General features: G+C 60.3%; 19 protein-coding genes. 18 read left to right on the plus strand and 1 reads right to left on the minus strand.

What is annotated here, in order from left to right:
• Nucleotides 1-63 precede the first annotated feature (63 nt).
• From AFK24_RS01930 to AFK24_RS01960, 7 genes are all read left to right on the plus strand, one after another.
• The gene (locus tag AFK24_RS01930; protein WP_065831632.1) at nucleotides 64-2,514 is read left to right on the plus strand and encodes a glycogen/starch/alpha-glucan phosphorylase; all 2,451 of its coding nucleotides are present in this window, start codon (nucleotides 64-66) and stop codon (nucleotides 2,512-2,514) included.
• 264 nt (nucleotides 2,515-2,778) lie between these two features.
• The gene (locus tag AFK24_RS01935; protein ID WP_065831633.1) at nucleotides 2,779-5,643 is read left to right on the plus strand and encodes a DUF2339 domain-containing protein; all 2,865 of its coding nucleotides are present in this window, start codon (nucleotides 2,779-2,781) and stop codon (nucleotides 5,641-5,643) included.
• Nucleotides 5,640-7,025: a DUF3999 domain-containing protein gene (locus tag AFK24_RS01940; protein ID WP_065831634.1), complete on the plus strand. Its 1,386-nt coding sequence runs from the start codon at nucleotides 5,640-5,642 to the stop codon at nucleotides 7,023-7,025. The genes AFK24_RS01935 and AFK24_RS01940 overlap by 4 nt, the downstream gene beginning before the upstream one ends.
• Before the next feature lie 218 nt (nucleotides 7,026-7,243).
• Entirely contained in the window at nucleotides 7,244-8,254 is a 1,011-nt protein-coding gene (locus AFK24_RS01945) for a class 1 fructose-bisphosphatase (RefSeq protein ID WP_065831635.1), read from the plus strand.
• Between the two features lie 3 nt (nucleotides 8,255-8,257).
• Nucleotides 8,258-8,860, plus strand: coding sequence for a DUF924 family protein (locus tag AFK24_RS01950; RefSeq protein ID WP_065831636.1), 603 nt, complete (start codon nucleotides 8,258-8,260; stop codon nucleotides 8,858-8,860).
• A 262-nt stretch (nucleotides 8,861-9,122) separates the two neighbouring features.
• Entirely contained in the window at nucleotides 9,123-9,377 is a 255-nt protein-coding gene (locus AFK24_RS01955; protein ID WP_065831637.1) for a hypothetical protein, read from the plus strand.
• 3 nt (nucleotides 9,378-9,380) lie between these two features.
• The gene (locus AFK24_RS01960) at nucleotides 9,381-9,959 is read left to right on the plus strand and encodes a lipocalin family protein (protein ID WP_065831638.1); all 579 of its coding nucleotides are present in this window, start codon (nucleotides 9,381-9,383) and stop codon (nucleotides 9,957-9,959) included.
• A gap of 125 nt (nucleotides 9,960-10,084) precedes the next feature.
• Here the strand turns inward: AFK24_RS01960 and AFK24_RS01965 are convergent, their stop codons facing one another.
• Nucleotides 10,085-11,446 carry a formimidoylglutamate deiminase gene (locus AFK24_RS01965; RefSeq protein WP_065831639.1) on the minus strand — a complete coding sequence of 454 codons (1,362 nt, stop codon included), beginning with the start codon at nucleotides 11,444-11,446 and terminating at the stop codon, nucleotides 10,085-10,087.
• 150 nt (nucleotides 11,447-11,596) lie between these two features.
• Between AFK24_RS01965 and hutC the strand changes: the two genes are divergently transcribed.
• From hutC to hutH, 11 genes are all read left to right on the plus strand, one after another.
• Nucleotides 11,597-12,373, plus strand: a complete 777-nt coding sequence (gene hutC, locus AFK24_RS01970; protein ID WP_170826275.1) for a histidine utilization repressor — start codon at nucleotides 11,597-11,599, stop codon at nucleotides 12,371-12,373.
• On the plus strand, nucleotides 12,370-12,963 hold the full coding sequence (locus AFK24_RS01975; protein ID WP_065831640.1) for a HutD/Ves family protein: 594 nt from the start codon (nucleotides 12,370-12,372) through the stop codon (nucleotides 12,961-12,963). Before hutC ends, AFK24_RS01975 begins: the two co-directional genes overlap by 4 nt.
• Nucleotides 12,964-13,181: 218 nt before the next feature.
• Nucleotides 13,182-14,360 carry a Na+/H+ antiporter NhaA gene (gene nhaA, locus AFK24_RS01980; protein ID WP_430962142.1) on the plus strand — a complete coding sequence of 393 codons (1,179 nt, stop codon included), beginning with the start codon at nucleotides 13,182-13,184 and terminating at the stop codon, nucleotides 14,358-14,360.
• A 97-nt stretch (nucleotides 14,361-14,457) separates the two neighbouring features.
• Entirely contained in the window at nucleotides 14,458-14,991 is a 534-nt protein-coding gene (locus AFK24_RS01985; RefSeq protein ID WP_065831642.1) for a DUF3455 domain-containing protein, read from the plus strand.
• Between the two features lie 105 nt (nucleotides 14,992-15,096).
• Nucleotides 15,097-15,660, plus strand: a complete 564-nt coding sequence (locus AFK24_RS01990) for a sigma-70 family RNA polymerase sigma factor (protein WP_065831643.1) — start codon at nucleotides 15,097-15,099, stop codon at nucleotides 15,658-15,660.
• Nucleotides 15,657-16,379 carry an anti-sigma factor gene (locus AFK24_RS01995; RefSeq protein ID WP_065831644.1) on the plus strand — a complete coding sequence of 241 codons (723 nt, stop codon included), beginning with the start codon at nucleotides 15,657-15,659 and terminating at the stop codon, nucleotides 16,377-16,379. The genes AFK24_RS01990 and AFK24_RS01995 overlap by 4 nt, the downstream gene beginning before the upstream one ends.
• Nucleotides 16,380-16,708: 329 nt before the next feature.
• On the plus strand, nucleotides 16,709-18,394 hold the full coding sequence (gene hutU / locus AFK24_RS02000) for a urocanate hydratase (RefSeq protein ID WP_065831645.1): 1,686 nt from the start codon (nucleotides 16,709-16,711) through the stop codon (nucleotides 18,392-18,394).
• A 209-nt stretch (nucleotides 18,395-18,603) separates the two neighbouring features.
• On the plus strand, nucleotides 18,604-19,572 hold the full coding sequence (locus AFK24_RS02005) for an ABC transporter substrate-binding protein (protein WP_065831646.1): 969 nt from the start codon (nucleotides 18,604-18,606) through the stop codon (nucleotides 19,570-19,572).
• A 136-nt stretch (nucleotides 19,573-19,708) separates the two neighbouring features.
• Nucleotides 19,709-20,560 (plus strand): ABC transporter permease, encoded by an 852-nt coding sequence (locus AFK24_RS02010; RefSeq protein ID WP_065831647.1) that lies wholly within the window; start codon nucleotides 19,709-19,711, stop codon nucleotides 20,558-20,560.
• Nucleotides 20,557-21,387 (plus strand): quaternary amine ABC transporter ATP-binding protein, encoded by an 831-nt coding sequence (locus AFK24_RS02015; protein ID WP_065831648.1) that lies wholly within the window; start codon nucleotides 20,557-20,559, stop codon nucleotides 21,385-21,387. Before AFK24_RS02010 ends, AFK24_RS02015 begins: the two co-directional genes overlap by 4 nt.
• Before the next feature lie 11 nt (nucleotides 21,388-21,398).
• On the plus strand, nucleotides 21,399-23,036 hold the full coding sequence (hutH, locus tag AFK24_RS02020; RefSeq protein ID WP_240500322.1) for a histidine ammonia-lyase: 1,638 nt from the start codon (nucleotides 21,399-21,401) through the stop codon (nucleotides 23,034-23,036).
• The last annotated feature ends 1 nt before the right edge of the window (nucleotide 23,037 follow it).

Genomic DNA, 23,037 nt, shown 5'->3' on the forward strand with positions numbered 1-23,037 from the left:
GGAGACACGCCCTACAGTCAAACAACCCATCCTTCATTCGTCTGACTACTTGAGGTCGCATTGATGTCTCAGGAACCACTCGTTCGTGACGCTGAGGTGGCTGCTTTCCGCGCCGCTGTACTTGCCAAACTCACCTATGCGGTGGGCAAGGACCCCGACCATGCCTTTGAGCATGACTGGTTCGAAGCCGTGGCACTGGCCGCTCGCGACCACATGGTTGAACACTGGATGGACCACACTCGGCAGATTTACCGCAAGGTACAGAAACGCGTCTATTACCTGTCTCTGGAATTTCTCATCGGGCGTCTGTTGTACGACAGCCTGAGCAACCTGGGTTTGCTGGAAATCGCTCGCGAGGCCATGACCGAACTCGGCGTGGACATTGAGCGCATTCGTCTGCTCGAACCGGACGCAGCGTTGGGCAACGGCGGCCTTGGTCGTCTGGCCGCGTGCTTCATGGAAAGCATGTCGACGCTGGGTATTGCCGGGCATGGCTACGGCATTCGCTATGAACACGGCCTGTTCCGTCAGGCGATAGTCGACGGCTGGCAGCAGGAACAAACCGAAAACTGGCTGGACTTTGGTAACCCTTGGGAATTCGAACGCCCTGAAGTGGTTTACCCCATTGGCTTCAGCGGCAGCGTCGAAACCGTACTCAATGACGCGGGCGAACCGCATCAGGTATGGCGTCCTTCGGAAACCGTGCGGGCCATTGCCTATGACACGCCCGTGGTCGGCTGGCGCGGCAAGAGTGTGAACACCCTGCGCTTGTGGCGCGCCCGAGCCGTGGGAGATTTGCACCTTGAGCGTTTCAATGCCGGCGACCACTTCGGCGCGGTCGCCGAGGTCGTGCGTGCGGAGAGTATTTCCCGCGTGCTGTACCCCAACGACGCCACGGAAGCAGGTCAGGAATTGCGCCTGCGCCAGGAATATTTTTTCGTCTCCGCTTCCCTGCAGGACTTGCTGCGTCGCCACCTGAACATGCACGCCACGCTGCTGGATCTGGCCGATCATGCGGCGATCCAGATGAACGACACGCACCCGTCGATCGCCGTGGCCGAACTGATGCGTCAGTTAATCGACAATCACGGTATTGCGTGGGACACCGCCTGGAAAATCACTGTCGGCACCCTCGCCTACACCAACCACACCTTGCTGCCCGAGGCGCTGGAAACCTGGTCGGTGGGCCTGATGGAGCGGATGTTGCCGCGCCACATGCAGATCATCTACATGATCAACGCGCAACACATCGACACTCTGCGTGCCAAGGGCATTCACGATTTCGACGTACTGCGCGCCGTATCGCTGATCGAAGAAGATAACGGCCGCCGTGTGCGCATGGGCAACCTCGCGTTCCTCGGCTCCCACAGCGTCAACGGCGTGTCTGCGCTGCACACACAACTGATGCGCAAGACGGTGTTCGCCGAGTTGCACAAGCTGTATCCGGAACGCATCAACAATAAAACCAACGGCATTACCTTCCGCCGCTGGCTGTTCCAGGCCAACCCGAAGCTGACCGAAATGCTCAAGGACGCCCTTGGCGACGAGGTTCTCGACAGTGCCGAGACGCGTCTGATCGAACTCGAACCCTTTGCCGACAAAAGCTCGTTCCGCAAGCAATTTGCCGATCAGCGTCTGCACAGCAAACGCGCCCTAGCGGCGATCATCCATGAACGCATGGGGATCGTGGTCAACCCAGCGGCGATGTTCGATGTTCAGGTCAAGCGGATCCATGAATACAAGCGTCAGTTGCTGAACCTGTTCCACACCGTTGCGCTGTATCAGGCCATTCGCGCTGAGCCAGGCACCGATTGGGTGCCGCGGGTGAAGATCTTCGCCGGCAAGGCCGCGGCCAGTTATCACTCGGCCAAACTGATCATCAAGCTGACCAACGACATCGCGCGGACCGTGAACAACGACCCAACCGTACGCGGCTTGCTCAAAGTGGTGTTCATGCCCAACTACAACGTCAGTCTGGCGGAAAGCATCATTCCGGCGGCCGACCTTTCCGAGCAGATTTCCACGGCGGGCCTGGAAGCATCGGGCACCAGCAACATGAAGTTCGGCCTCAACGGCGCGCTGACCATCGGCACACTGGACGGCGCCAACGTGGAAATGAGCGAGCTGATCGGCCAGGAACACATGTTCATCTTTGGCATGACCGCCCAGGAGGTCGAAGCGCACAAGCAGACCGGCGATTTCAGCGCCTATGCCGCAGCGGCGGCGTCCGGGCGGCTCAATGACGTGCTGCAAGCGATTCGTGGCGGGGTGTTCTCGCCGGATGATCCGAACCGCTATGTCGGCCTGATCGATCAGTTGATGGCCTACGACCGCTTCCTGGTCTGCGCCGACTTCGATTCGTATTGGGCCGCCCAGACCAAGGTCGAAGCGCACTGGCACGATTCCAAGGAATGGTGGCGCTCGGCGGTGCTCAACACGGCCCGCATGGGCTGGTTCTCCTCCGACCGGACCATCCGTGAATACGCGGGTGATATCTGGAAGGCGTTGGACTAAGGGCCCAACCCCGAACCGTAGGAGCGACTTTAGTCGCGAGGGCGCCAATTGCCCTCCCGGCTAAAGCCAGTCCTACGGCAAGCCTTGCGTCAACTGCCCTCCCGGCTAAAGCCGGTCCTACGGCAAGCCTCGCTCCAACGGATGAAAAGTGAGCATTCCTGCAAGGCTTAGCCAACCCCATCACGCCATTCCCCGGCGCGCCTCGCTATACTGCGCCGCTGCGTTCGTCCCTGAACGACTACTGACCGAAAAGGATGTCCTGGCGTGCAATGGATTTTGCTGGTGGTGGGGCTGGGTGCGGTGGGGTATCTGGCCGAGGATCTGTTTTATCCGTGGATGAACAGCAGCGTGGCGATTGCCCTTGGCTGGGCCGCCTGGCTGAGTGTGCGGCTGGCTAAGCTGCGCAAGCAGTCGGCAGAGCAACGCGAGCAACTCGACGCGGCACAGAAAAACATCGAATCCCTGCAACAACGCCTGACCCGCCTGGAATTCCCGCCCACTTCCCCGTTCAGCAAAGCCGAACCGGCGCTCGCCCCTGCGCCGCTGCCCGAAGACGCCGTTATCGTCGCAACGCAATCCGCTGGGCCGGAGTTGATCTGGGACCTGCCGGACGAAGCCCAGGCTCACTCGCAATGGCCACAATCCGCAGCGCCTTTGACTCGTGCTCCGGCACCTGACCTTGCGCCAAAAGCAGCACCAACCGGCCCTAATCCGCTCAATGCCATGATCCAGAAAGCTCAGGACTGGCTGCTGGGCGGCAACACGGTGTTGCGCGTCGGCGTGGTCTTGCTGTTTCTCGGCCTGGCGTTTCTATTGCGTTATGCCACCGAAGGCATGGTCGTGCCGATTGAAGTCCGTTACGCCGGGGTCGCCGCCAGCGCGATGGCTTTGTTGGGTCTGGGTTGGTGGCTGCGACAGCGCAACGGGCCGTTCGCCCTGATGATGCAGGGCACCGGGATCGGCGTGCTGTACCTGACGGTAATTGGCGCGATGAAAGTCCATGGTCTGCTCGACCCCAGCCTGGGATTTGTCCTGCTGGTGGCGGCGACGGCCTTTTCCGCGATGCTGGCGATCACCCAGAACTCCTTGGCCCTGGCTTGCGCGGCGGCACTCGGCGGTTTCGCGGCTCCGATCCTGTCGTCCACCGGGCAGGGCAGCCACATCACGCTGTTCAGCTATTTCGCCTTGCTCAATGCGGGCATCTTCGCCATCGCCTGGTTCAAGGCCTGGCGCCTGCTGAACCTGATCGGTTTCTTCGGCACTTTCGGCATCGGTCTGGCGTGGGGCCTGCGTGGTTACACACCAGAATTGTTCTGGAGCACCGAACCGTTTTTGCTGCTGTTCTTCCTGATGTATCTGGCCATCGGCCTGCTGTTCGCCCGTCGCAAGCTTCAAGAGCTACCAAGCGCCCCGCAAGACGACAGCCGCACAGCCATGCTGCACTGGTCCCGGCGTCAGGGTGATTACGTGGACGGCACCTTGCTGTTCGGCACGCCCATCGCTGGCTTCGGTTTGCAGTACGCGCTCATGCAGACCATCGAATTTGGTGCCGCCTTCAGCGCAATGGCATTTGGCCTTCTTTATATGGGCATCGCCCGCTTGCTGGCCGGTCGAGCACCGGGACGCGCCTTGTTGCTGGTGGAAACCTGTCTGGCGCTGGGCGTGGTGTTCGCGACGCTGGCGATTCCGCTGGGCCTTGATGCGCAATGGACGACGTGCGCCTGGGCCATCGAAGGCGCTGCAGTGTTCTGGCTGGGTTTGCGTCAGCAACGGCTGCTGGCGCGGATCTTCGGGCTGTTGCTGCAGGCTGCCGCCGGGCTGGTGTTCCTCAACGAAATGAACGCCTGGTACTCGCCGCTCCTGGCCCACGGCGATTTCTGGACGCCGATGATCATTGCCCTCGCAGGTTTGATCAGTGCCCTGCTGGTGCAGCGCATCACGGTATCCGGCCCGCTCAAGGCGGAATATCTGTCGCCGCTGCTGATTCTCTGGGGTGGCGGCTGGTGGATATTGTCCCTGACTGTTGCTGCGCTGCGTTTCTCGCCTAATGACCTGCTGGCGACCTGGATGCTGCTGCTCGCGGCCGCCAGCGTTGGGCTCTGGACAATTATCGCTTTGCGTCTGCGTTGGCCGGGGCTGGCGAAACTGACGCTGGCCTTGACGCCGATCGGTGGCGTGCTGATGCTCTTCAACTGGCTGTGGAACGCTCATCCGTTCGCCCATTGGGCCTGGATCGGCTGGCTCGCGGTACTCGCGGCACACCTGATTTCTCTGCGCCGACTGGCAGACATGCTGCCAGGCAAAGCCCTGAGTCTGGCGCACGTATTGGGTTGCTGGCTGGCGATCAGCGTGCTGGCGCTGGAGTTGAGCTGGGCCATGGCGCAGCTGTCCGAGCATTACAACGCCTGGCGCTGGCTGGGCTGGGCGCTGCTGCCAAGCCTGTATCTGCTGGCGATGACCTCATCACGCAATGGGCCATGGCCGATTGCCGCGTATCCGAAAGAGTACCGCGTCTGGGTCGCCGCCCCGTTAGCGCTGCTGATGCTGACATGGTTCTGGCTGGCCAACTCGTTCAGTGACGGCGCAGCCCATCCGCTGCCGTATATTCCGTTGCTCAATCCTCTGGAACTCGGCCTGCTGTTCGCGCTGCTGGGGGTATTCATCTGGACCCGAACCCTGTTGCCGCAGCTGGGCGTGAGCGAACGCCATGCACAACGTGTCGCGCTGATCGCGGCGGGCGCCTCGCTGTTCGTGCTGTTCAGCGCCATGGTCACGCGCACCGCTCACCACTGGGCTGGCGTGCCGTGGGACATCGATAAGCTGCTGGCTTCCATGCAAGTGCAGGCCGGGCTGTCCATCGTCTGGACGCTGATGGCGCTGACCTTGATGATCGGCGGACATGTGCGCGCAAGACGCGAAGTCTGGATCACCGGCGCAGTGTTGATCGGCGTGGTGGTCGCCAAACTGTTCTTCGTCGAATTGAGTAACCGAGGCGGTATGGCGCGCATCGTCTCGTTCATCGGCGTTGGCGTTTTGCTATTAGTGGTGGGATATTTCGCACCACTGCCACCGAAAACGTCGGCAACCGATAAACCAGGCGCGCTCAATCCTGAGCCGGAAAACCCATGAGGATCGCGTTCGTGAGTCGTCAGCTGCTGTTCAAAACTGTCGTGTTCGGCGCTGCGTTGTTGGCAGCGACGCTGGCCAGCGCCCAGGAAAACCTGAGCGATTTTGCCAGCCAGACACCCTTGAAGCTGACCGGCGAAGGCCCTTGGTATCGCGTCGATCTGCCGCTGACGGTGCAGCTCAATTCGCGGCAGAACAGCCTCGGCGACTTGCGGGTGTTCAACAGCGAAGGCCAGCTCCAGGCCTACGCGCTGACTGAAAGCCCGGCCACGAAGCACGCCGACCAGCCGTCCACCGCCGTAAAATGGTTTCCGCTCTACAGCGCCGCCGACAATACCGAAACCGCGCCAGGCATCCGCGTACAGCGCACGGCCAGCGGCACGGTGATCGAAGTGCAGCCGCAAAGTGATATCGAGGCGGGCGAAGAAGTGCTGCGCGGCTGGCTGCTGGACACCAGCGCCATCAAGGCTCCGCTGGAACAGCTGATCATCGACTGGGGCACCGAGCACGAAGGCTTCCAGCGTTTCAGCATCGAAGCCAGCGACGACCTGCAACACTGGAAGGCCTGGGGTGACGGCCAAGTGGCGCGTCTTTCCTTCGCTGACGAGCTGGTCGAACAGCGCGAGGTCGCTTTGCCGGGCCGCTCGGCGCGTTATCTGCGCTTGTTGTGGAACGCACCGCAGACGGCGCCGAACCTCACCTCGGCGCAGCTGCTCAGCGCCAACACCGAGCGGCCGGAATTGCCGTTGACCTGGTCGTCGCCGGTGAGCGGCAAAGTCGAAAAGCCGGGGGAATATGTCTGGCAGTTGCCCAGCGGTTTGCCGGTCGAGCGCCTGAAGTTTGATATCGCCCAGGCCAACAGTCTTGCGCCGGGTACGCTGTTTGGACGACGCAGCGATCAGGACGCGTGGCAACCGGTCAGCAGCGGCTTGTTGTATCGCCTGACCCAGAACGGACAGGACGTGGTGCAGGACGAACTGTTGTTGTCCGGCCAGATCGTTCGTCAACTGAAGCTGGAGGTCGACGAGCGTGGCGGCGGATTGGGCAATGAAGCGCCACAGGTGCGCTTTGCCGTGCGCGCCACCCAGGTCGTGTTCCTGGCGCGAGGCAATGGCCCGTTTACCCTGGCCGTCGGCAATCCGGCGGCAAAAGCTGCCAACCTGCCGTTGTCGACGCTGATTCCGGATTACAGCGTGCAGAAAATGAACAGCCTGGGCAAAGCCGAACCCGCTGGCGCGCCAGTCATCGCTGCGGCGCAGCCAGAACCTGCGCCCGCCAGCATTGACTGGAAGCGCGTCGGGCTGTGGGCGGTCCTGGTCTTCGGCGTGATCTTCCTCGGCTGGATGGCCTTGAGTACGTTGCGGGCTGCGACGCCCAAAACCTGAGTCGCCGCCGAATCGTAGGAGCGGCTTTAGCCGCGAGAAACACCCTCCCGGCTGAAGCCGGTCCTACAGCATTGCAGGACTCACATATTTGCGATTTCCAGCTACGCTCAGCAAACACGTGAACTCAATGGGTGTTAACCCAGTCTTATGGGCAGTATTACGTCCCCACTCGCGTTAAACTGCGCGGGTTTTTTCATCCCCCATATTCGGAGCTCTCCATGTCCCGCGTTACCCTGAGTCGCTATTTGATTGAGCAGACCCGCAGCAACAACACTCCTGCCGATCTGCGTTTCCTGATCGAAGTGGTGGCGCGTGCGTGCAAGGAAATCAGCCACGCCGTCTCCAAAGGCGCGCTGGGCGGCGTGCTCGGCAGCATGGGTACTGAAAACGTACAAGGCGAAGTTCAGAAAAAACTCGACGTGATCTCCAACGAAATCCTGCTCGAAGCCAACGAATGGGGCGGTCACCTGGCCGGCATGGCGTCCGAAGAAATGGACAATGCCTACCAGATCCCGGGCAAATACCCGAAAGGCGCGTACCTGCTGGTTTTCGACCCACTGGACGGTTCGTCGAACATCGACATCAATGCGCCAGTCGGGACTATCTTCTCGGTACTGCGTTGCCCGAACGAATACTTGACCCAGAACGAACCCCTGAATGAAAAGGCTTTCCTGCAACCAGGCACCCAGCAGGTAGCCGCTGGTTACGCGATCTACGGCCCGCAGACCATGCTGGTGCTGACTCTGGGTGATGGCGTGAAAGGCTTCACGCTGGATCGCGAAATGGGCAGCTTCGTGCTGACTCACGAAGACATCAAGATCCCGGAATCCACTCAGGAATTCGCCATCAACATGTCCAACCAGCGTTACTGGGAAGCCCCGGTCAAGCGCTACGTGAACGAGTTGCTGGAAGGCGAAGATGGCCCGTTGAGCAAGAACTACAACATGCGCTGGGTTGCCGCGATGGTTGGCGATGTGCATCGTATCCTGACCCGTGGCGGCGTGTTCATGTACCCGCGCGACAGCCGCGAGCCGTCCAAACCGGGCAAACTGCGCCTGATGTACGAAGCCAACCCGATGTCGTTCCTGGTCGAGCAAGCGGGCGGCGCGTCCACCAACGGCCTGCAGCGTATTCTCGACATCCAGCCTGAAGGCCTGCACCAGCGCGTAGCGGTGTTCCTGGGTTCCAAGGAAGAAGTCGAGCGCGCCACGGCGTACCACAAGGAATAAATCATGATTGCCCCTTGGCTGCCCTTGCTGGAGTGGTGGTTCGGCAGTGCCGAAAACGCCACTGAAGTGGTGCAGGCCAAGGGCAAGCTGTGGTTCGGCAAGAAAAAAGCCCAGGACACCGAAGCCGTTGCTCGTTTCGGTGAACTGGTCGACAAGGCATTGGCGGGCGGTCTGAACGAATGGGTGGCAAACCCGGACGGCTGGCTGGCACTGGTGCTGTTGCTCGATCAACTGCCGCGCATGATCCATCGCGACACCCCGAAAGCCTTCGCCGGTGATGCCCGTGCCCAGGCCTTGGTCGAACATGGCTTGAAACTCGGCCGCGACCAACTGCTCGATCCGCTGCAGCGCACTTTTATCTATCTGGTGCTGGAACACACCGAAAACATCGACGCGCAGAATCAGGCCGTCGCCCGTTTCGCCGAACTGCTCCCGCTCCTGCCCGCCACCGACCGCGACTACTTCAACGACAGCCTCGACTATGCCGAGCGCCACCAGCAAGTCATTGCCCGCTTCGGCCGCTTCCCCCACCGCAACGAAATCCTCGGCCGCCCTTCGACGGATGAGGAAATCGAGTTTTTGAAGGGGCGTGGGTCGAGGTTTTAACGACCGTTGTGATAACAATCCTCCGTAGGAGCGAATTTATTCGCGAGAGGCCGTGATAAACGCAGAAATTTCCACTGGCACACTGCCCCCTTCCCGGATAAATCCGGTCCTACGGTATCGCGTGCGTTCAAAGCCGGATCGATTCACCGACCAAGGGAACCAGATCCGGTTTTTCTCTTCTAAGCTATCGGCATTACGCCAGCATGTTTGTCCACCAGACCAATGCTGCGACGTTGCCCCCTTCCGTTCAGGAGCTTCATCCATGTCTCTGCGCTCTCTCGCGTTGTTGTCGTTCTGCGTTTTGCTGGCCGCTTGCAGCAAGATCACTCAGGAAAATTATTCGAAAATTTCTGCCGGCATGGGCAAGGGCCAGGTTGAGAGTCTGTTAGGCAGCCCGACTGAATGTTCCGGCGCGCTGGGTATGTCCAGCTGCACCTGGGGCGACAAGAACAGCTTTATCAGCGTGCAATATGCTGCCGACAAAGTGGTGCTGTTTTCGGGGCAAGGTCTGAAGTAAGTCATGATCAAAGTACTGATGCGATTTAGCCTGGTGCTCATGGCGAGCTTCCTGGCGATTGGTTTTGCTCATTCGGCTGACTCGCTTGAGCCAAAGACCGTCGATAACGTCGACCTGAAGAAATATCAGGGCACCTGGTACGAGCTGGCGCGCCTGCCGATGTTCTTTCAGCGTAATTGCGCCCAGTCCGAAGCCCACTATTCGCTCAAGGACGACGGCAACGTAGGCGTAACCAACCGTTGCCAGACTGCTGAAGGCAAGTGGGAAGAAGCGACCGGAACGGCATCGCCGCAGGTTCCAGGCAAGACCGACAAGCTCTGGGTCGTGTTTGATAACTGGTTTTCGCGACTGCTACCGGGCGTAGCCAAGGGCGATTACTGGGTGCTGTACATCGGCGACGGTTACAAGACCGCGGTGGTGGGCAATCCGGATCGCAAATACCTGTGGTTGCTGTCGCGCACGCCAACCGTGTCGGACGCCACCAAGGCCGAACTGCTGAGCAAAGCCCAGCAGCAGGGCTATGACACTACCAAGCTGATCTGGCGGGTTGAAGATTCGAAGATCGCCAAGGCTGGGAAATAATCTCCCGTTGGAGCCGAGCTTGCTCGCGAAGAACTTGACGCGGTATGCCTGATTAACCGCATCAGCCCTGTTCGCGGGCAAGTCGGAATCGCCGCCCGCTCGCTCCAACGTTACAAACGTCGGAGTTAACCCAACATCTCCCGCAACACCTGGGCGAACTCCCGATTGCTCTGTTCTTCCCCGGCATGACGTCCTTCGCGCACGACCCATTGGCCGTTGACCATCACGTCGCGAATCTGCCGATCGCCACCCGCAAACAGCCAACGGTTGAGAATCCCGTCGCCCGACGCCGTGGCGATATACGGATCATTGCCGTCCAGCACCAGCCAGTCGGCACGTTGCCCGATCTGCAACAGGCCGATTGGCTGACCCAAAGCCTGCGCCCCGCCCGTCAACGCCGCGTCGTATAACGTCCGGCCAACCATCGGCTGATCGCTGCGATACAAGCGATTGCGGCGCTGGTCGCGCAAGCGCTGCCCGTACTCCAGCCAGCGCAGCTCTTCGACGACACTGAGCGAAACGTGGCTGTCCGAGCCAATCCCCCAGCGCCCGCCTTGGGCGATGTAATCGACAGCAGGGAAAATCCCGTCGCCCAGGTTCGCTTCCGTGGTCAGGCACAGACCCGCCACCGCGCCACTTTTGGCCATCAGCGCAACCTCGTCCAGCTGCGCGTGAGTGGCATGAACCAGACACCAGCGCTCGTCCACCGGCGCGTTTTCATACAGCCATTGCAGCGGCCGTCGCCCGCTCCAGGCCAGGCAGTCATCGACTTCCTTCTGTTGCTCGGCGATGTGGATATGCACCGGACATTGCCGGTCGCTGGCGCCCAGCACATCGCTGATCTGCTGCGGCGTGACGGCGCGCAACGAGTGAAAGCACAGCCCCAAAGCTTGGGCCGGCTGTTTTGCCAGCAGCGGTTGCAAGCGCGATTGCAGATCCAGATAGCTGTCTGTGCTGTGAATAAACCGCCGCTGACCTTCATTCGGTGCTTGCCCGCCAAAGCCGGAATGGCTGTAAAGCACCGGCAGCAGCGTCAGGCCAATACCGGCGGAGCTGGCGGCCTGGCTGATGTGCAACGCGAGTTCGGCGGGGTCGGCGTAGGGCTTGCCGTGGGTGTCTTGATGCACGTAATGGAATTCAGCCACCGAGGTGAAGCCGCCCTTGAGCATCTCGATGTACAGCTGACGGGCGATGACGCCCAATTGCTGCGGACTGATCTGCCCGACCAGGCGGTACATGAGGTCGCGCCAGGTCCAGAAGCTGTCGTTGGGATTGCCCGCCACCTCGGCCAGGCCGGCCATCGCCCGCTGAAAGGCGTGGGAATGCAGATTCGGCATGCCCGCCAGTAAAGGCCCGTTGAGCAACTCGGCGCCATTCGCGTCGGCATCGGCCGTTACCTGCGTGATAAAGCCATTACCGACTTCAAGACGCACGTTGTTGGCCCAACCACTGGGTAATAATGCACGCTCGGAAAAGAAGGCGGACATGGCTCTGCATCCCGAAAAGAAGTGATTTGTATATACATATACAGACGTTTGCCTGCTGGGTAAACTCCGACAAGCTTGCCGCCGGACCGGTTAGTGGTTAGCGTGAGCACACTTACGTAACAGTCGACGCACCCCGTAACCTGCGTCGACATGACCATTGAAAACAAGGATTGCCCAGTGCCGACTCCGCCTGCCATTTCTCCACTGGCCGCCCAGATGGGTGACAGTCCGGCGCCGCTATACGCCCGAGTCAAGCACATGATCGCCCAGCAGATCCAGAATGGAACCTGGGCGCCGCATCACCGCGTGCCGTCGGAAAGCGAGCTGGTTACCCAACTGGGTTTCAGCCGAATGACCATCAATCGTGCCTTGCGTGAGCTGACCGCCGAGGGCTTGCTGGTACGGATGCAGGGTGTAGGAACATTCGTCGCAGAACCCAAGAGCCAGTCGGCGCTGTTTGAAGTCCATAACATTGCCGACGAAATTGCCGCTCGCGGCCATCGCCACAGTTGCAAAGTGATCCTGCTCAATGAAGAAGCGGCAGGCTCGGAACGCGCCCTGGCCCTGGACATGCGTGAAGGCCAACGGGTATTCCATTCGCTGATCGTGCATTTCGAAAACGATCTGCCGGTGCAAATCGAAGATCGTTTCGTCAACGCCCTGGTTGCACCGGATTACCTCAAGCAGGATTTCACCCTGCAAACGCCCTACGCCTATCTGTCGCAAGTCGCACCGCTGACCGAAGGCGAGCACGTCGTCGAGGCGATTCTGGCCGAGCCCGGCGAATGCAAGCTGCTGCAAATCGAGCCGGGCGAGCCTTGCCTGCTGATTCGCCGCCGTACCTGGTCCGGCCGTCAGCCCGTAACGGCGGCGCGCCTGATTCATCCCGGTTCCCGCCATCGCCTGGAAGGACGTTTCAGCAAATGACTCGACTGACTGTTCTGCGCGCCGCCGATTACCCCCGTATGCCATGGAAGAACGGCGGTGGCAGTACCGAAGAAATCACCCGCGATGCAGGCGTTGGTCTGGACGCTTTCGGTTGGCGGCTGTCGATTGCCGATATCGAAGAATCGGGCGGGTTCTCCGTATTTTCCGGTTATCAGCGCATCATCACCGTGCTGCAAGGCGCGGGCATGACGCTGGATGTGGACGGTGCGCTGACCGAGCCGCTGATCCCCGGCGATCCGTTTGCCTTCAGTGGCGACAGCCAGGTCAGCTGCAATCTGCTTGATGGACCGATTCGCGACTTCAATCTGATCTACGCTCCCCAGCGCTACCGCGCCAGCCTGAAGTGGATCGATGTCCTGCAACCCCAACGCTTGTTCACGTCGGCGCACACGCTGCTGCTGTTCAGCATCGCCCAGCAAATGGCCGCGAACCTGGGTGAACATCCGCCACAATTGCTAGAAAAGCATGATTGCCTGCAATTGGACAACGAAACCGGCGCGCTGCAGGAAGTGGTGCTCTACGCGCCCAAGGCCAGCCGCTGCTGTTTGATTGAGCTAAACAAGATCTGAATTCTCTACGCGCATTCCGTAGGACCGGACTTGTCCGGGAAAGCGTCGGGTATGCCGAGGAAATCTTCAGCGTTCACACCGGCCTGTTCGGGGACAAGTCCCCTCCTACCGGTTGTATGACTCTGACGCGATAATTCACGTGGCTAGGCGCTTTGTCATGAATCACCTGTGATAACTTGGCTGACTTTTTCAGGGAGCCACGACCGCCAATGACGACGATGAATAACAACAATAAAGAAACCCCTCGCGCCATCGCCATTCTTGCCAGCTTCCTGGCTTCCGAGTCTGCGGGCGGCATTGTGTTGATGGGCGCGGCGCTGGCAGCGTTGATCGTCGCCAACTCAGGCTTGGCAGCGGGCTATTTTTCGATATTGCACAGCGTCTGGCTCGGCCTTTCAGTGGAGTTGTGGATCAACGACGGGCTGATGGCGATCTTCTTTCTGATGGTCGGCCTGGAAATCAAACGCGAAGTGCTGGCGGGCGGCCTCGCCACCTGGGGGCAACGCGCTCTGCCCGGTTTTGCGGCAGCGGGCGGCATGCTGGTGCCGGCGCTGATCTACATCGCCATCAACTGGGGCAACCCGGAAACCATGAGCGGCTGGGCGATCCCGGCGGCCACCGACATCGCTTTTGCCCTGGGCGTGCTGTCCTTGCTCGGCAAGCGCGTGCCAACGTCCCTGAAAGTGTTCCTCGCCGCACTGGCAATTCTCGATGACCTGGGCGCTGTGACCATCATTGCCTTCTTCTACAGTTCCGGCCTGAACCTGCCGATGCTGCTGGCTTCATTCGTGACGCTGGGCGTGTTGATCGCCATGAACCGCCTGAACGTGCGTCGCCTGCTGCCGTATTTGCTGCTGGGCTTGCTGTTGTGGTTCTTCGTCCTGCAATCGGGGGTTCACGCCACGTTGGCCGGTGTCGCGCTGGCGCTGTGTATTCCGCTGGGCAAACCCGAAGAAGAAGCGCGCTCGCCGCTGCTATTTCTCGAAGAAAAGATGCATTACTGGGTGGCGTTCGCCATCGTACCGATTTTCGGCTTTGCCAATGCTGGCGTATCGCTGTCCGGGATATCCCTGCAAAACCTGATCGATCCGGTGCCGCTGGGCGTCGCCCTTGGCCTGTTCGTCGGCAAACAGATCGGCGTGTTCCTCGCGGCCGTACTGGCAATACGCGCAGGGCTTGCGGTGTTACCCGAAGGCAGCAACTGGGTGCAGCTCTATGGCGTAGCGATTTTGTGCGGCATCGGTTTCACCATGAGCTTGTTCATCGGCAACCTCGCATTTCCGGGTTCGGCGCATCTGGTGGACGAAGTGAAAGTCGGCGTGCTGATGGGTTCGGGACTGGCGGCGATTGTCGGGGTGATCCTGCTGCGCAGCCGCGCGAGCACAGGCCAGAAATAAATTTTCAAATCACTGCATCCAGATTGTTTTCTCGCGGGTAGTACAGATAAGCAGCCAATCGGGCTGCCAAGCGAATAAACAATCTGGAGATACCTGCATGAACGCAAAACGCTTGCTCTGCCTGTCCGGTGCCGCATTGGCCTTCACTTGCCTGGCACCTGCCGCCTTCGCTCAAAGCAATCTGCCGGAAACCGTTCGTGTGCCGGACGGCCACAAAATCAGCCTTGAAACCACCGGCGTCGGCGAGATCACTTACGAGTGCCGCGCCAAAGCCAATATGCCCGACGAAATGGAATGGGCGTTTGTCGGCCCCAAAGCCGCGCTCAACGATCGCAGCGGCAAGCAGGTCGGCACTTACTTCGGCCCGCCTGCCACCTGGGAAGCCAAAGACGGCTCGAAAGTGACCGGCACGCAATTGGCTGTAGCGCCCGCTGGCGCTGGCAACATTCCGTATCAATTGGTCAAGGCCAATCCGGCTGAAGGCAAAGGCGCCATGCACGGCGTTGCGTACATCCAGCGTGTCGCTATCAAAGGTGGCGTAGCGCCCGCAACTGCTTGCGCAGCGAGTAATAAAGGCGCGAAGGAAGTGGTGAAATACCAGGCCGATTACATCTTCTGGGCCGCCAAATAACCCAAACAATCCAAATGAGTGCTGCGCAGGAACTGGGCTATGCTCCTGCGCGGGCGCTCTGGCTAACAGGCCGGGGCACTGGTGCTCTGCGGATGGCGTATCGACTTGTCTTCACACGAATCCCTCTTTGATTACGAAGCCACTCTGGATGCTTGCGCGCGCGGCGAGCGGCAGGCGCTTGAGCGGCTTTATGCGCAGGAAAGCGCCCGACTGCTGGGCGTGGCGCAACGACTGGTGCGCGACAGCGCCTTGGCGCAAGACATCGTGCATGACGCGTTCATCAAGATCTGGACCCGAGCGGCAAGCTTCGACGCAAGCAAAGGCTCGGCCCGTGGCTGGATCTTCAGCATCACCCGCAACCTGGCTTTGAATGCGATCCGCGACAACGCCCGTGAAGTTCAGGACGATGGCGATGAGCAAACCCTTGAAGCCCAGGCGACTCTGGAAGGCTGGAACCAGACCGTGGACAGCTTCGATTGGCGAGTCAATCCGGGACGTATCGAGTTCTGCCTGGAACAACTGGAACCGGTGCGCCGCAATTGCGTGTTCCACGCGTATGTCGACGGCTATTCGCATCAGGAAATCGCCCAAAAAATCGGCGCGCCGCTGGGCACGGTCAAGGCCTGGATCAAGCGCAGCCTCACGGCCTTACGGGAGTGCATCGGATGAGCAACAAACCGGGCAATGATCCCCACGAACCGATTGAAGAATTGGCCGGCGAATACGTCTTGGGCACCTTGTCCGCCGAGCGCCGCCAGGAAGTGCAGCGCCGCCTGCCTGATGAACCGGCGTTGCGCGCTGCCGTCGAAGCGTGGGAAGAACGCCTGCTGCCGCTGACGAACCTGGCCGAACCGGTAACTCCGCCGCCACGGCTTTGGGCGCGCATCGAGCGCAGCGTCAATGAGCTGATCGCGCCTATCGAAGCGCCTCGTCGCGAGATTGTGCGTTGGTGGCAAAGCCTGTCGATCTGGCGCGGGCTGGCCGGTGCTGGCCTTGCGGCATCATTGGTGCTGGGCCTGACGCTGCTGATGCGTCCAGCTATTAATGCGCCTTCTTATCTGGTGGTGCTTGTTGCCCCACAGGACAAAGCGCCCGGCTGGGTGATTCAGGCCAGTAACAGCCAGGAGATCCAGTTGATACCGCTCAGCGTTACCGAAGTCCCGGCTGACAAGGCGCTGGAGTTCTGGACCAAGGCCGATGGCTGGCAAGGTCCGGTTTCCCTTGGCCTGGTCAAGCCCGGCCAGACGCTGCATGTGCCGCTGGATAAATTGCCACCGCTGCAACCCAACCAGCTGTTCGAGTTGACTCTGGAAAAATCCACCGGCTCACCCATCGGCAAACCCACCGGCCCGATTCAATTCATTGGCCGCGCGGTAAAAGTCATCTGATAAAAGTGCGCCCCGTTTTGTTACCGAACGCCCCGAAACGAGGCAAAACGTCGCTTCAGTAACATCCCGCCGACCTCTCCGTGTACCTCCTCGCCAAATCAACGACTCGTTAACAAGCCCGAAATACGGGCGTTTACGCGGATTTTTGTGGCCCGCTAAACGACTGCCACAAGAATTGGTCCTTCAATTGCATATGCTTGTATGTACAAGTAAAGCCAAGTACATCGAATGACCCCTGCTACAGTCAAACGATGCTTGCGCCGCACTTACCCCAATTGCCCGCTCGCCGTCTGATGGCGGGGCTGGATTGATCGCTGAGGAGTTCGTTCGTGACCGAGAATAACCAACACTGGACCCGCTACCGTGACGTCGAAGTACGTGCTGCCCGTGGCACCCAGCTCACTGCCAAAAGCTGGATGACTGAAGCACCGCTGCGCATGTTGATGAACAACCTCGACCCTGAAGTCGCCGAGAACCCCAAGGAATTGGTGGTTTATGGCGGCATCGGTCGCGCCGCGCGCAATTGGGAATGCTACGACAAGATCGTCGAAAGCCTGACCCACCTGAATGACGACGAGACCTTGCTGATTCAATCCGGCAAACCCGTCGGCGTGTTCAAGACCCACAGCAACGCGCCCCGTGTGCTGATCGCAAACTCCAATCTGGTGCCGCACTGGGCCAGCTGGGAACACTTCAACGAACTGGATGCCAAGGGCCTGGCGATGTATGGCCAGATGACCGCCGGCAGCTGGATCTACATCGGCAGCCAGGGCATCGTGCAAGGCACTTACGAAACCTTCGTCGAGGCCGGTCGCCAGCATTACAACGGCAGCCTCAAGGGCAAATGGGTGCTGACCGCAGGTCTGGGCGGCATGGGCGGGGCGCAACCGCTGGCCGCAGGCATGGCCGGCGCCAGCTCGCTGAACATCGAATGCCAGCAGAGCCGCATCGACTTCCGCCTCAAGACCCGTTACGTCGACGAGCAAGCCGTGGACCTGGACGACGCCCTCGCGCGCATCGCCAAATACACCGCTGAAGGCAAAGCGATCTCCATCGCGCTGTGTGGCAACGCCGCCGAAATCCTCCCGGAAATGGTCCGTCGCGGCGTGCGGCCGGACATGGTCACCGACCAGACCAGCGCCCACGACCCGCTCAATGGTTATCTGCCTAAAGGCTGGAGCTGGGACGAGTACCGCGCCCGCTCACTGACCGAACCGGCCGCCGTGGTGAAAGCCGCCAAGCAATCCATGGCGATACACGTCGAAGCCATGCTCGCGTTCCAGAAAATGGGCATTCCGACCTTCGACTACGGCAACAACATCCGTCAGATGGCCAAGGAAGAAGGCGTGGAAAACGCCTTCGACTTCCCGGGTTTTGTTCCCGCTTATATTCGTCCGTTGTTCTGCCGTGGTGTAGGACCGTTCCGTTGGGCGGCACTGTCCGGCGACCCGGAAGATATCTACAAGACCGACGCCAAGGTCAAGGAGCTGATCCCGGATGACGCTCATCTGCACAACTGGCTGAACATGGCCCGCGAGCGCATTGCGTTTCAGGGGCTGCCGGCGCGGATTTGCTGGGTTGGTCTGGGCCAGCGCGCCATGCTCGGTCTGGCTTTCAACGAAATGGTACGCAGCGGCGAGTTGTCGGCTCCAGTCGTCATCGGCCGCGACCATCTGGACTCCGGCTCGGTCGCCAGCCCGAACCGTGAAACCGAATCCATGCAGGACGGCTCTGATGCAGTGTCCGATTGGCCGCTGCTCAACGCTCTGCTCAATACCGCGAGCGGCGCGACCTGGGTTTCTCTGCACCACGGCGGCGGCGTCGGCATGGGTTTCTCCCAGCATTCGGGCATGGTCATCGTTTGCGACGGCACCGACGAAGCCGCCGAACGCATCGCCCGCGTTCTGCATAACGACCCGGCGACAGGCGTGATGCGTCACGCCGATGCGGGTTATCAGATCGCCATTGATTGCGCCAACGAGAAGGGCTTGAACCTGCCGATGATTGGCAGCTAATCCAAACAGATGCCCGTAGGACCGGCTTCAGCCGGGAGGGTTGCTCTCCCGGCTGAAGCCGGTCCTACGGATACATTCGATGTTTGATATGAGCCAGTAACACCAGCAGGGACACAACGCTCAGGACCATCAAGTGTCCAAGCGTCAGGCCGGATGCCTGTTTTTGATCGGAAACTGCCAAACCCATTTCCTGACTCGGAGCTTCAATAATGAAAATGAACAAGGCCCTGCTTTCCACGACGCTTTGCCTGGGAATGCTCACCGCCGCCGGTGCAAGTCAGGCAGCTGGCTGGTGCGAGTCCGGCAAGCCGGTGAAGTTCGCCGGTCTGAACTGGGAAAGCGCGATGCTGCTGACCGACGTGCTGCAGGTTGTCCTGAACAAGGGCTACGGCTGTGAAGTCGACAGCCTGCCGGGCAATTCCATCACCATGGAAAACGCCTTGAGCACCAATGACATTCAGGTGTTCGCCGAGGAATGGGTAGGTCGCAGCGAAGTCTGGAACAAGGCCGAGAAAGCCGGGAAAGTCGTGGGTGTCGGTTCGCCGGTCAAAGGCGCTATCGAAGGCTGGTACGTGCCGCGCTATGTGATCGAAGGCGATGCCAAGCGCAAGCTGGAAGCCAAGGCGCCGAACCTCAAGTCGATCAGCGATCTGGCCCAGTATGCGACTCTGTTCAAGGATGCCGAAGAACCTGACAAGGGCCGCTTCTACAACTGCCCGGCCGGCTGGACCTGCGAGCTGGAAAACTCCGAAATGCTCAAGAGCTACGGCCTGGAAAGCAAGTACACAAACTTCCGCCCAGGCACCGGTCCGGCGCTGGATGCAGCGATTCTGTCCAGCTACAAACGTGGCGAGCCGATCCTGACTTACTACTGGTCCCCAACGCCGTTGATGGGTCAGGTGGACATGGTTCGTCTCGAAGAAAAAGCCGGCGTGAACAAGACCATCGACATCAAGGTCGGCCTGTCCAAAGCCTTCCACGAACAGGCACCGGAACTGGTGGCGGTGATGGAAAAGGTCAACATCCCTATCGACCTGCTCAACCAGAACCTGGCACGCATGACCAAGGATCGCATCGAGTCGCCGAAGCTGGCGAAGATCTTCCTCAAGGAACATCCTGAAATCTGGCACGCCTGGGTCAGCGAAGACGCGGCCAAGAAGGTTGATGCTTCGTTGTAAGGGCAACGCTCCGTAGGACCGGCTTCAGCCGGGAGGGCGGCAGAACTGACGAAAAGATCGCAGTGAATGTACCTGCGTCCTCCCGGCTAAAGCCGGTCCCACAGATCAACCGCACTCCAGTTCAGAGACCACCTTTATGTTCCCCGAAAGCTTTACGTTCTCCATCGCCAACTGGGTCAATGACTGGGTCGACACGCTGGTCACCAATTATGGCGACGTGTTCCGGCACATTTCCGACACGCTGCTGTGGGCCATCGTGCGCCTCGAAGGTTTGCTGCGCATCGCGCCATGGTGGGTGTTGCTCGCCATCGTCGGCGGCATTGCCTGGCACGCGACGCGCAAATTGACCACCACTGCCGTGATCGTCGGCCTGCTGTTTCTGGTGGGCGCGGTCGGGTTGTGGGACAAACTCATGCAGACCCTGGCGCTGATGCTGGTTGCCACGTTGATTTCGGTGGTCATCGGCATTCCGTTGGGCATCCTGTCGGCACGCAGCAATCGCCTGCGTTCGATCCTCATGCCGCTGCTGGACATCATGCAGACCATGCCCAGCTTCGTGTACCTGATCCCGGTCCTGATGCTGTTCGGCCTGGGCAAGGTTCCGGCGATTTTCGCCACCGTGATCTACGCCGCGCCGCCGCTGATTCGCCTGACGGATCTGGGCATTCGGCAGGTTGATGGCGAAGTGATGGAAGCGATCAACGCGTTCGGTGCCAATCGCTGGCAGCAACTGTTTGGCGTGCAACTGCCGCTGGCCCTGCCGAGCATCATGGCCGGGATTAACCAGACGACGATGATGGCGCTGTCGATGGTGGTTATCGCTTCAATGATCGGCGCTCGCGGACTGGGCGAAGACGTACTGGTAGGGATTCAGACACTCAACGTCGGGCGCGGGCTGGAAGCCGGTCTGGCCATCGTGATTCTCGCGGTGGTGATCGACCGCATCACTCAGGCCTATGGCCGCCCACGGCATGAGGCGAACAAATGATGAGCGTTGAACCGAATAAAATCGTGGTCAAGAACGTCTACAAGATTTTCGGCAGCCGTGCCCAGGACGCACTGAACATGGTCCGCCAGAATCAGAGCAAGGATCAGGTCCTGGCGCAGACTGGCTGTGTGGTCGGCGTAAATGACCTGTCGCTGTCGATTGGCAGCGGCGAAATCTTCGTGATCATGGGCCTTTCCGGCTCCGGAAAGTCGACACTGGTGCGCCACTTCAATCGGCTGATCGATCCCACCAGCGGCGAAATCCTCGTCGATGGCGAGAACATTCTGACCTACGACATGGAAGCCCTGCGCCAATTCCGTCGGCACAAGATCAGCATGGTGTTCCAGAGTTTTGGCCTGCTGCCGCACAAGACCGTACAGGACAACGTCGCTTACGGCCTGAAAGTGCGTGGCGAAAGCAAAGAACATTGCGTCGAGCGCGCGCTGCACTGGATCAGCACCGTGGGCCTCAAAGGCTACGAGAACAAATACCCGCATCAGCTCTCCGGCGGCATGCGCCAACGGGTGGGTCTGGCGCGCGCCCTGGCGGCGGACACCGACATCATTCTGATGGACGAAGCGTTCAGCGCCCTTGATCCATTGATCCGCGCCGAGATGCAGGACCAGTTGCTGGAACTGCAAAGCGCCCTGAAGAAAACCATCGTGTTCATCACCCACGATCTGGACGAAGCCGTGCGCATCGGCAACCGGATCGCGATCCTCAAGGATGGCCGCCTGATTCAGGTCGGCACCCCCAAAGAAATCCTCCACTCCCCTGCAGATGATTACGTTGATCGTTTCGTGCAGCGCCGTGCGGTCACTTTGTAAGGATGGTCGAGATGTCGCCAGTTGAAGAAATCGTAATCGGCGAAGGCCCGCTGCGTTGGCAGGAGGTAGTTGCCGTAGCGCGTAATGGCGCACAGTTGAGCCTGTCAGCCCGCGCTTGGGCGCGGATCGACAATGCTCAGGCCATCGTCGAGTGCATCGTCGCCAGCGGCGAGCGCGCTTATGGCGTGAATACCGGGTTGGGCGCGTTGTGCAACGTGTCGCTGCATGGCGAGCAGCTGAGTCAGCTGTCGCGCAATACCTTGCTCAGCCATGCCTGTGGCGTCGGCGCGGCACTGCCCGATGAGCAGACCCGAGCGATCATCTGCGCGGCGATCATCAATTACAGCCAGGGCAAGTCCGGCCTGCATCGGCAAGTGGTCGAAGCCCTGCTGGCGCTGCTCAACCGGCAGATTACCCCGCAGGTTCCGTCCCAGGGTTCGGTCGGCTACCTCACGCACATGGCGCACATCGGCATCGCGCTGCTGGGCGTCGGCAACGTCAGCTATCGCGGCCACGTCATGCCCGCATCGCAGGCGCTGGACGCTGAAGGCCTGAGCCCGGTGGTCCTCGGCGCCAAGGACGGTTTGTGTCTGGTCAACGGTACGCCGTGCATGACCGGTTTGAGCTGTCTGGCCATCGCCGATGCGCAACGTCTGACGCATTGGGCCGATGTGATCGGGGCCATGAGTTTCGAAGCCCTGCGCGGCCAACTGAATGCTTTCGACGCGGAAATCATCGCGCTTAAACCGCATCCCGGCATGCAGATCGTCGCCAGCAACCTGCGCAGCCTGCTCGATGGCAGCGAAGTGCTCGCCAACAGCAAGGGCATTCGCACTCAGGACGCGCTGAGCATTCGCTCGATTCCGCAGGTGCATGGCGCCACCCGCGATCAGCTGACCCATGCAACCCGGCAGATCGAAATCGAGCTGAATTCCGCGACTGATAATCCATTGTTGCTAGGCACACCCGAAGCGTATCGCGTGGTGTCCCAGGCCAACCCGCATGGTCAATCCGTGGCGATGGCGGCGGATTTGCTGGCGATTGCCGTGGCGGAACTGGGCTCTATCGCCGAGCGCCGTCTGGATCGTTTGATCAACCCGACGGTCAGCGGTTTGCCAGCGTTTCTGGTCAGCCAGCCGGGGGTCAACTCCGGAATGATGATCGTCCAGTACGTCGCCGCTTCCTTGTGTGCGGAGAACCGGCAACTGGCGCAACCGGCGGTCACCGACAACTACGTGACCTCCGGCTTGCAAGAAGATCACCTGAGCATGGGCACCAACGCGGCGCTGAAGCTGCATCGGGTGCTGGATAACGCAACACAGATTCTGGCTATCGAGTATCTGCTCGCCGCCCAGGCCTTCGAGTTTTTCAAGGGCCAGCGTTTTGGCGTCGGCACCGACACCGCGTGGCGCTTGTTGCGCGAACACGTCCCGGCCTACGACGAAGACCGCTGGCTCGCCCCGGACATCGCCGCCAGCGCGGTATTGCTCAGGAGTGAAGTCATGTTGAAAAAGGTGCTGGCGGAACTGGTTCCTGTGGGAGCCGAGCTTGCTCGCGAAGAAGTTGTTCCAGCCCACACATATGCTCTGGATATACGGCCCTCTTCGCGAGCAAGCTCGCTCCCACAGGGGCCAGGCCAGTCGAACTAAA

This window comes from Pseudomonas syringae (assembly GCF_001698815.1).
Taxonomy (GTDB): domain Bacteria; phylum Pseudomonadota; class Gammaproteobacteria; order Pseudomonadales; family Pseudomonadaceae; genus Aquipseudomonas; species Aquipseudomonas syringae_A.

Excerpts from the sequence above, each read along its gene's own strand:
- AFK24_RS02005 (WP_065831646.1), top strand. The coding sequence starts at position 18,604 with ATGAAAATGAACAAGGCCCTGCTTTCCACGACGCTTTGCCTGGGAATG.
- nhaA (WP_430962142.1), top strand. The coding sequence starts at position 13,182 with ATGAATAACAACAATAAAGAAACCCCTCGCGCCATCGCCATTCTTGCC.
- hutH (WP_240500322.1), top strand. The coding sequence starts at position 21,399 with ATGTCGCCAGTTGAAGAAATCGTAATCGGCGAAGGCCCGCTGCGTTGG.
- AFK24_RS01985 (WP_065831642.1), top strand. The coding sequence starts at position 14,458 with ATGAACGCAAAACGCTTGCTCTGCCTGTCCGGTGCCGCATTGGCCTTC.
- AFK24_RS01930 (WP_065831632.1), top strand. The coding sequence starts at position 64 with ATGTCTCAGGAACCACTCGTTCGTGACGCTGAGGTGGCTGCTTTCCGC.
- hutC (WP_170826275.1), top strand. The coding sequence starts at position 11,597 with ATGACCATTGAAAACAAGGATTGCCCAGTGCCGACTCCGCCTGCCATT.
- AFK24_RS01965 (WP_065831639.1), bottom strand. The coding sequence starts at position 11,446 with ATGTCCGCCTTCTTTTCCGAGCGTGCATTATTACCCAGTGGTTGGGCC.
- AFK24_RS01950 (WP_065831636.1), top strand. The coding sequence starts at position 8,258 with ATGATTGCCCCTTGGCTGCCCTTGCTGGAGTGGTGGTTCGGCAGTGCC.
- AFK24_RS01940 (WP_065831634.1), top strand. The coding sequence starts at position 5,640 with ATGAGGATCGCGTTCGTGAGTCGTCAGCTGCTGTTCAAAACTGTCGTG.
- AFK24_RS02015 (WP_065831648.1), top strand. The coding sequence starts at position 20,557 with ATGATGAGCGTTGAACCGAATAAAATCGTGGTCAAGAACGTCTACAAG.
- AFK24_RS01955 (WP_065831637.1), top strand. The coding sequence starts at position 9,123 with ATGTCTCTGCGCTCTCTCGCGTTGTTGTCGTTCTGCGTTTTGCTGGCC.
- AFK24_RS02010 (WP_065831647.1), top strand. The coding sequence starts at position 19,709 with ATGTTCCCCGAAAGCTTTACGTTCTCCATCGCCAACTGGGTCAATGAC.
- AFK24_RS01975 (WP_065831640.1), top strand. The coding sequence starts at position 12,370 with ATGACTCGACTGACTGTTCTGCGCGCCGCCGATTACCCCCGTATGCCA.
- AFK24_RS01945 (WP_065831635.1), top strand. The coding sequence starts at position 7,244 with ATGTCCCGCGTTACCCTGAGTCGCTATTTGATTGAGCAGACCCGCAGC.
- AFK24_RS01960 (WP_065831638.1), top strand. The coding sequence starts at position 9,381 with ATGATCAAAGTACTGATGCGATTTAGCCTGGTGCTCATGGCGAGCTTC.
- AFK24_RS01995 (WP_065831644.1), top strand. The coding sequence starts at position 15,657 with ATGAGCAACAAACCGGGCAATGATCCCCACGAACCGATTGAAGAATTG.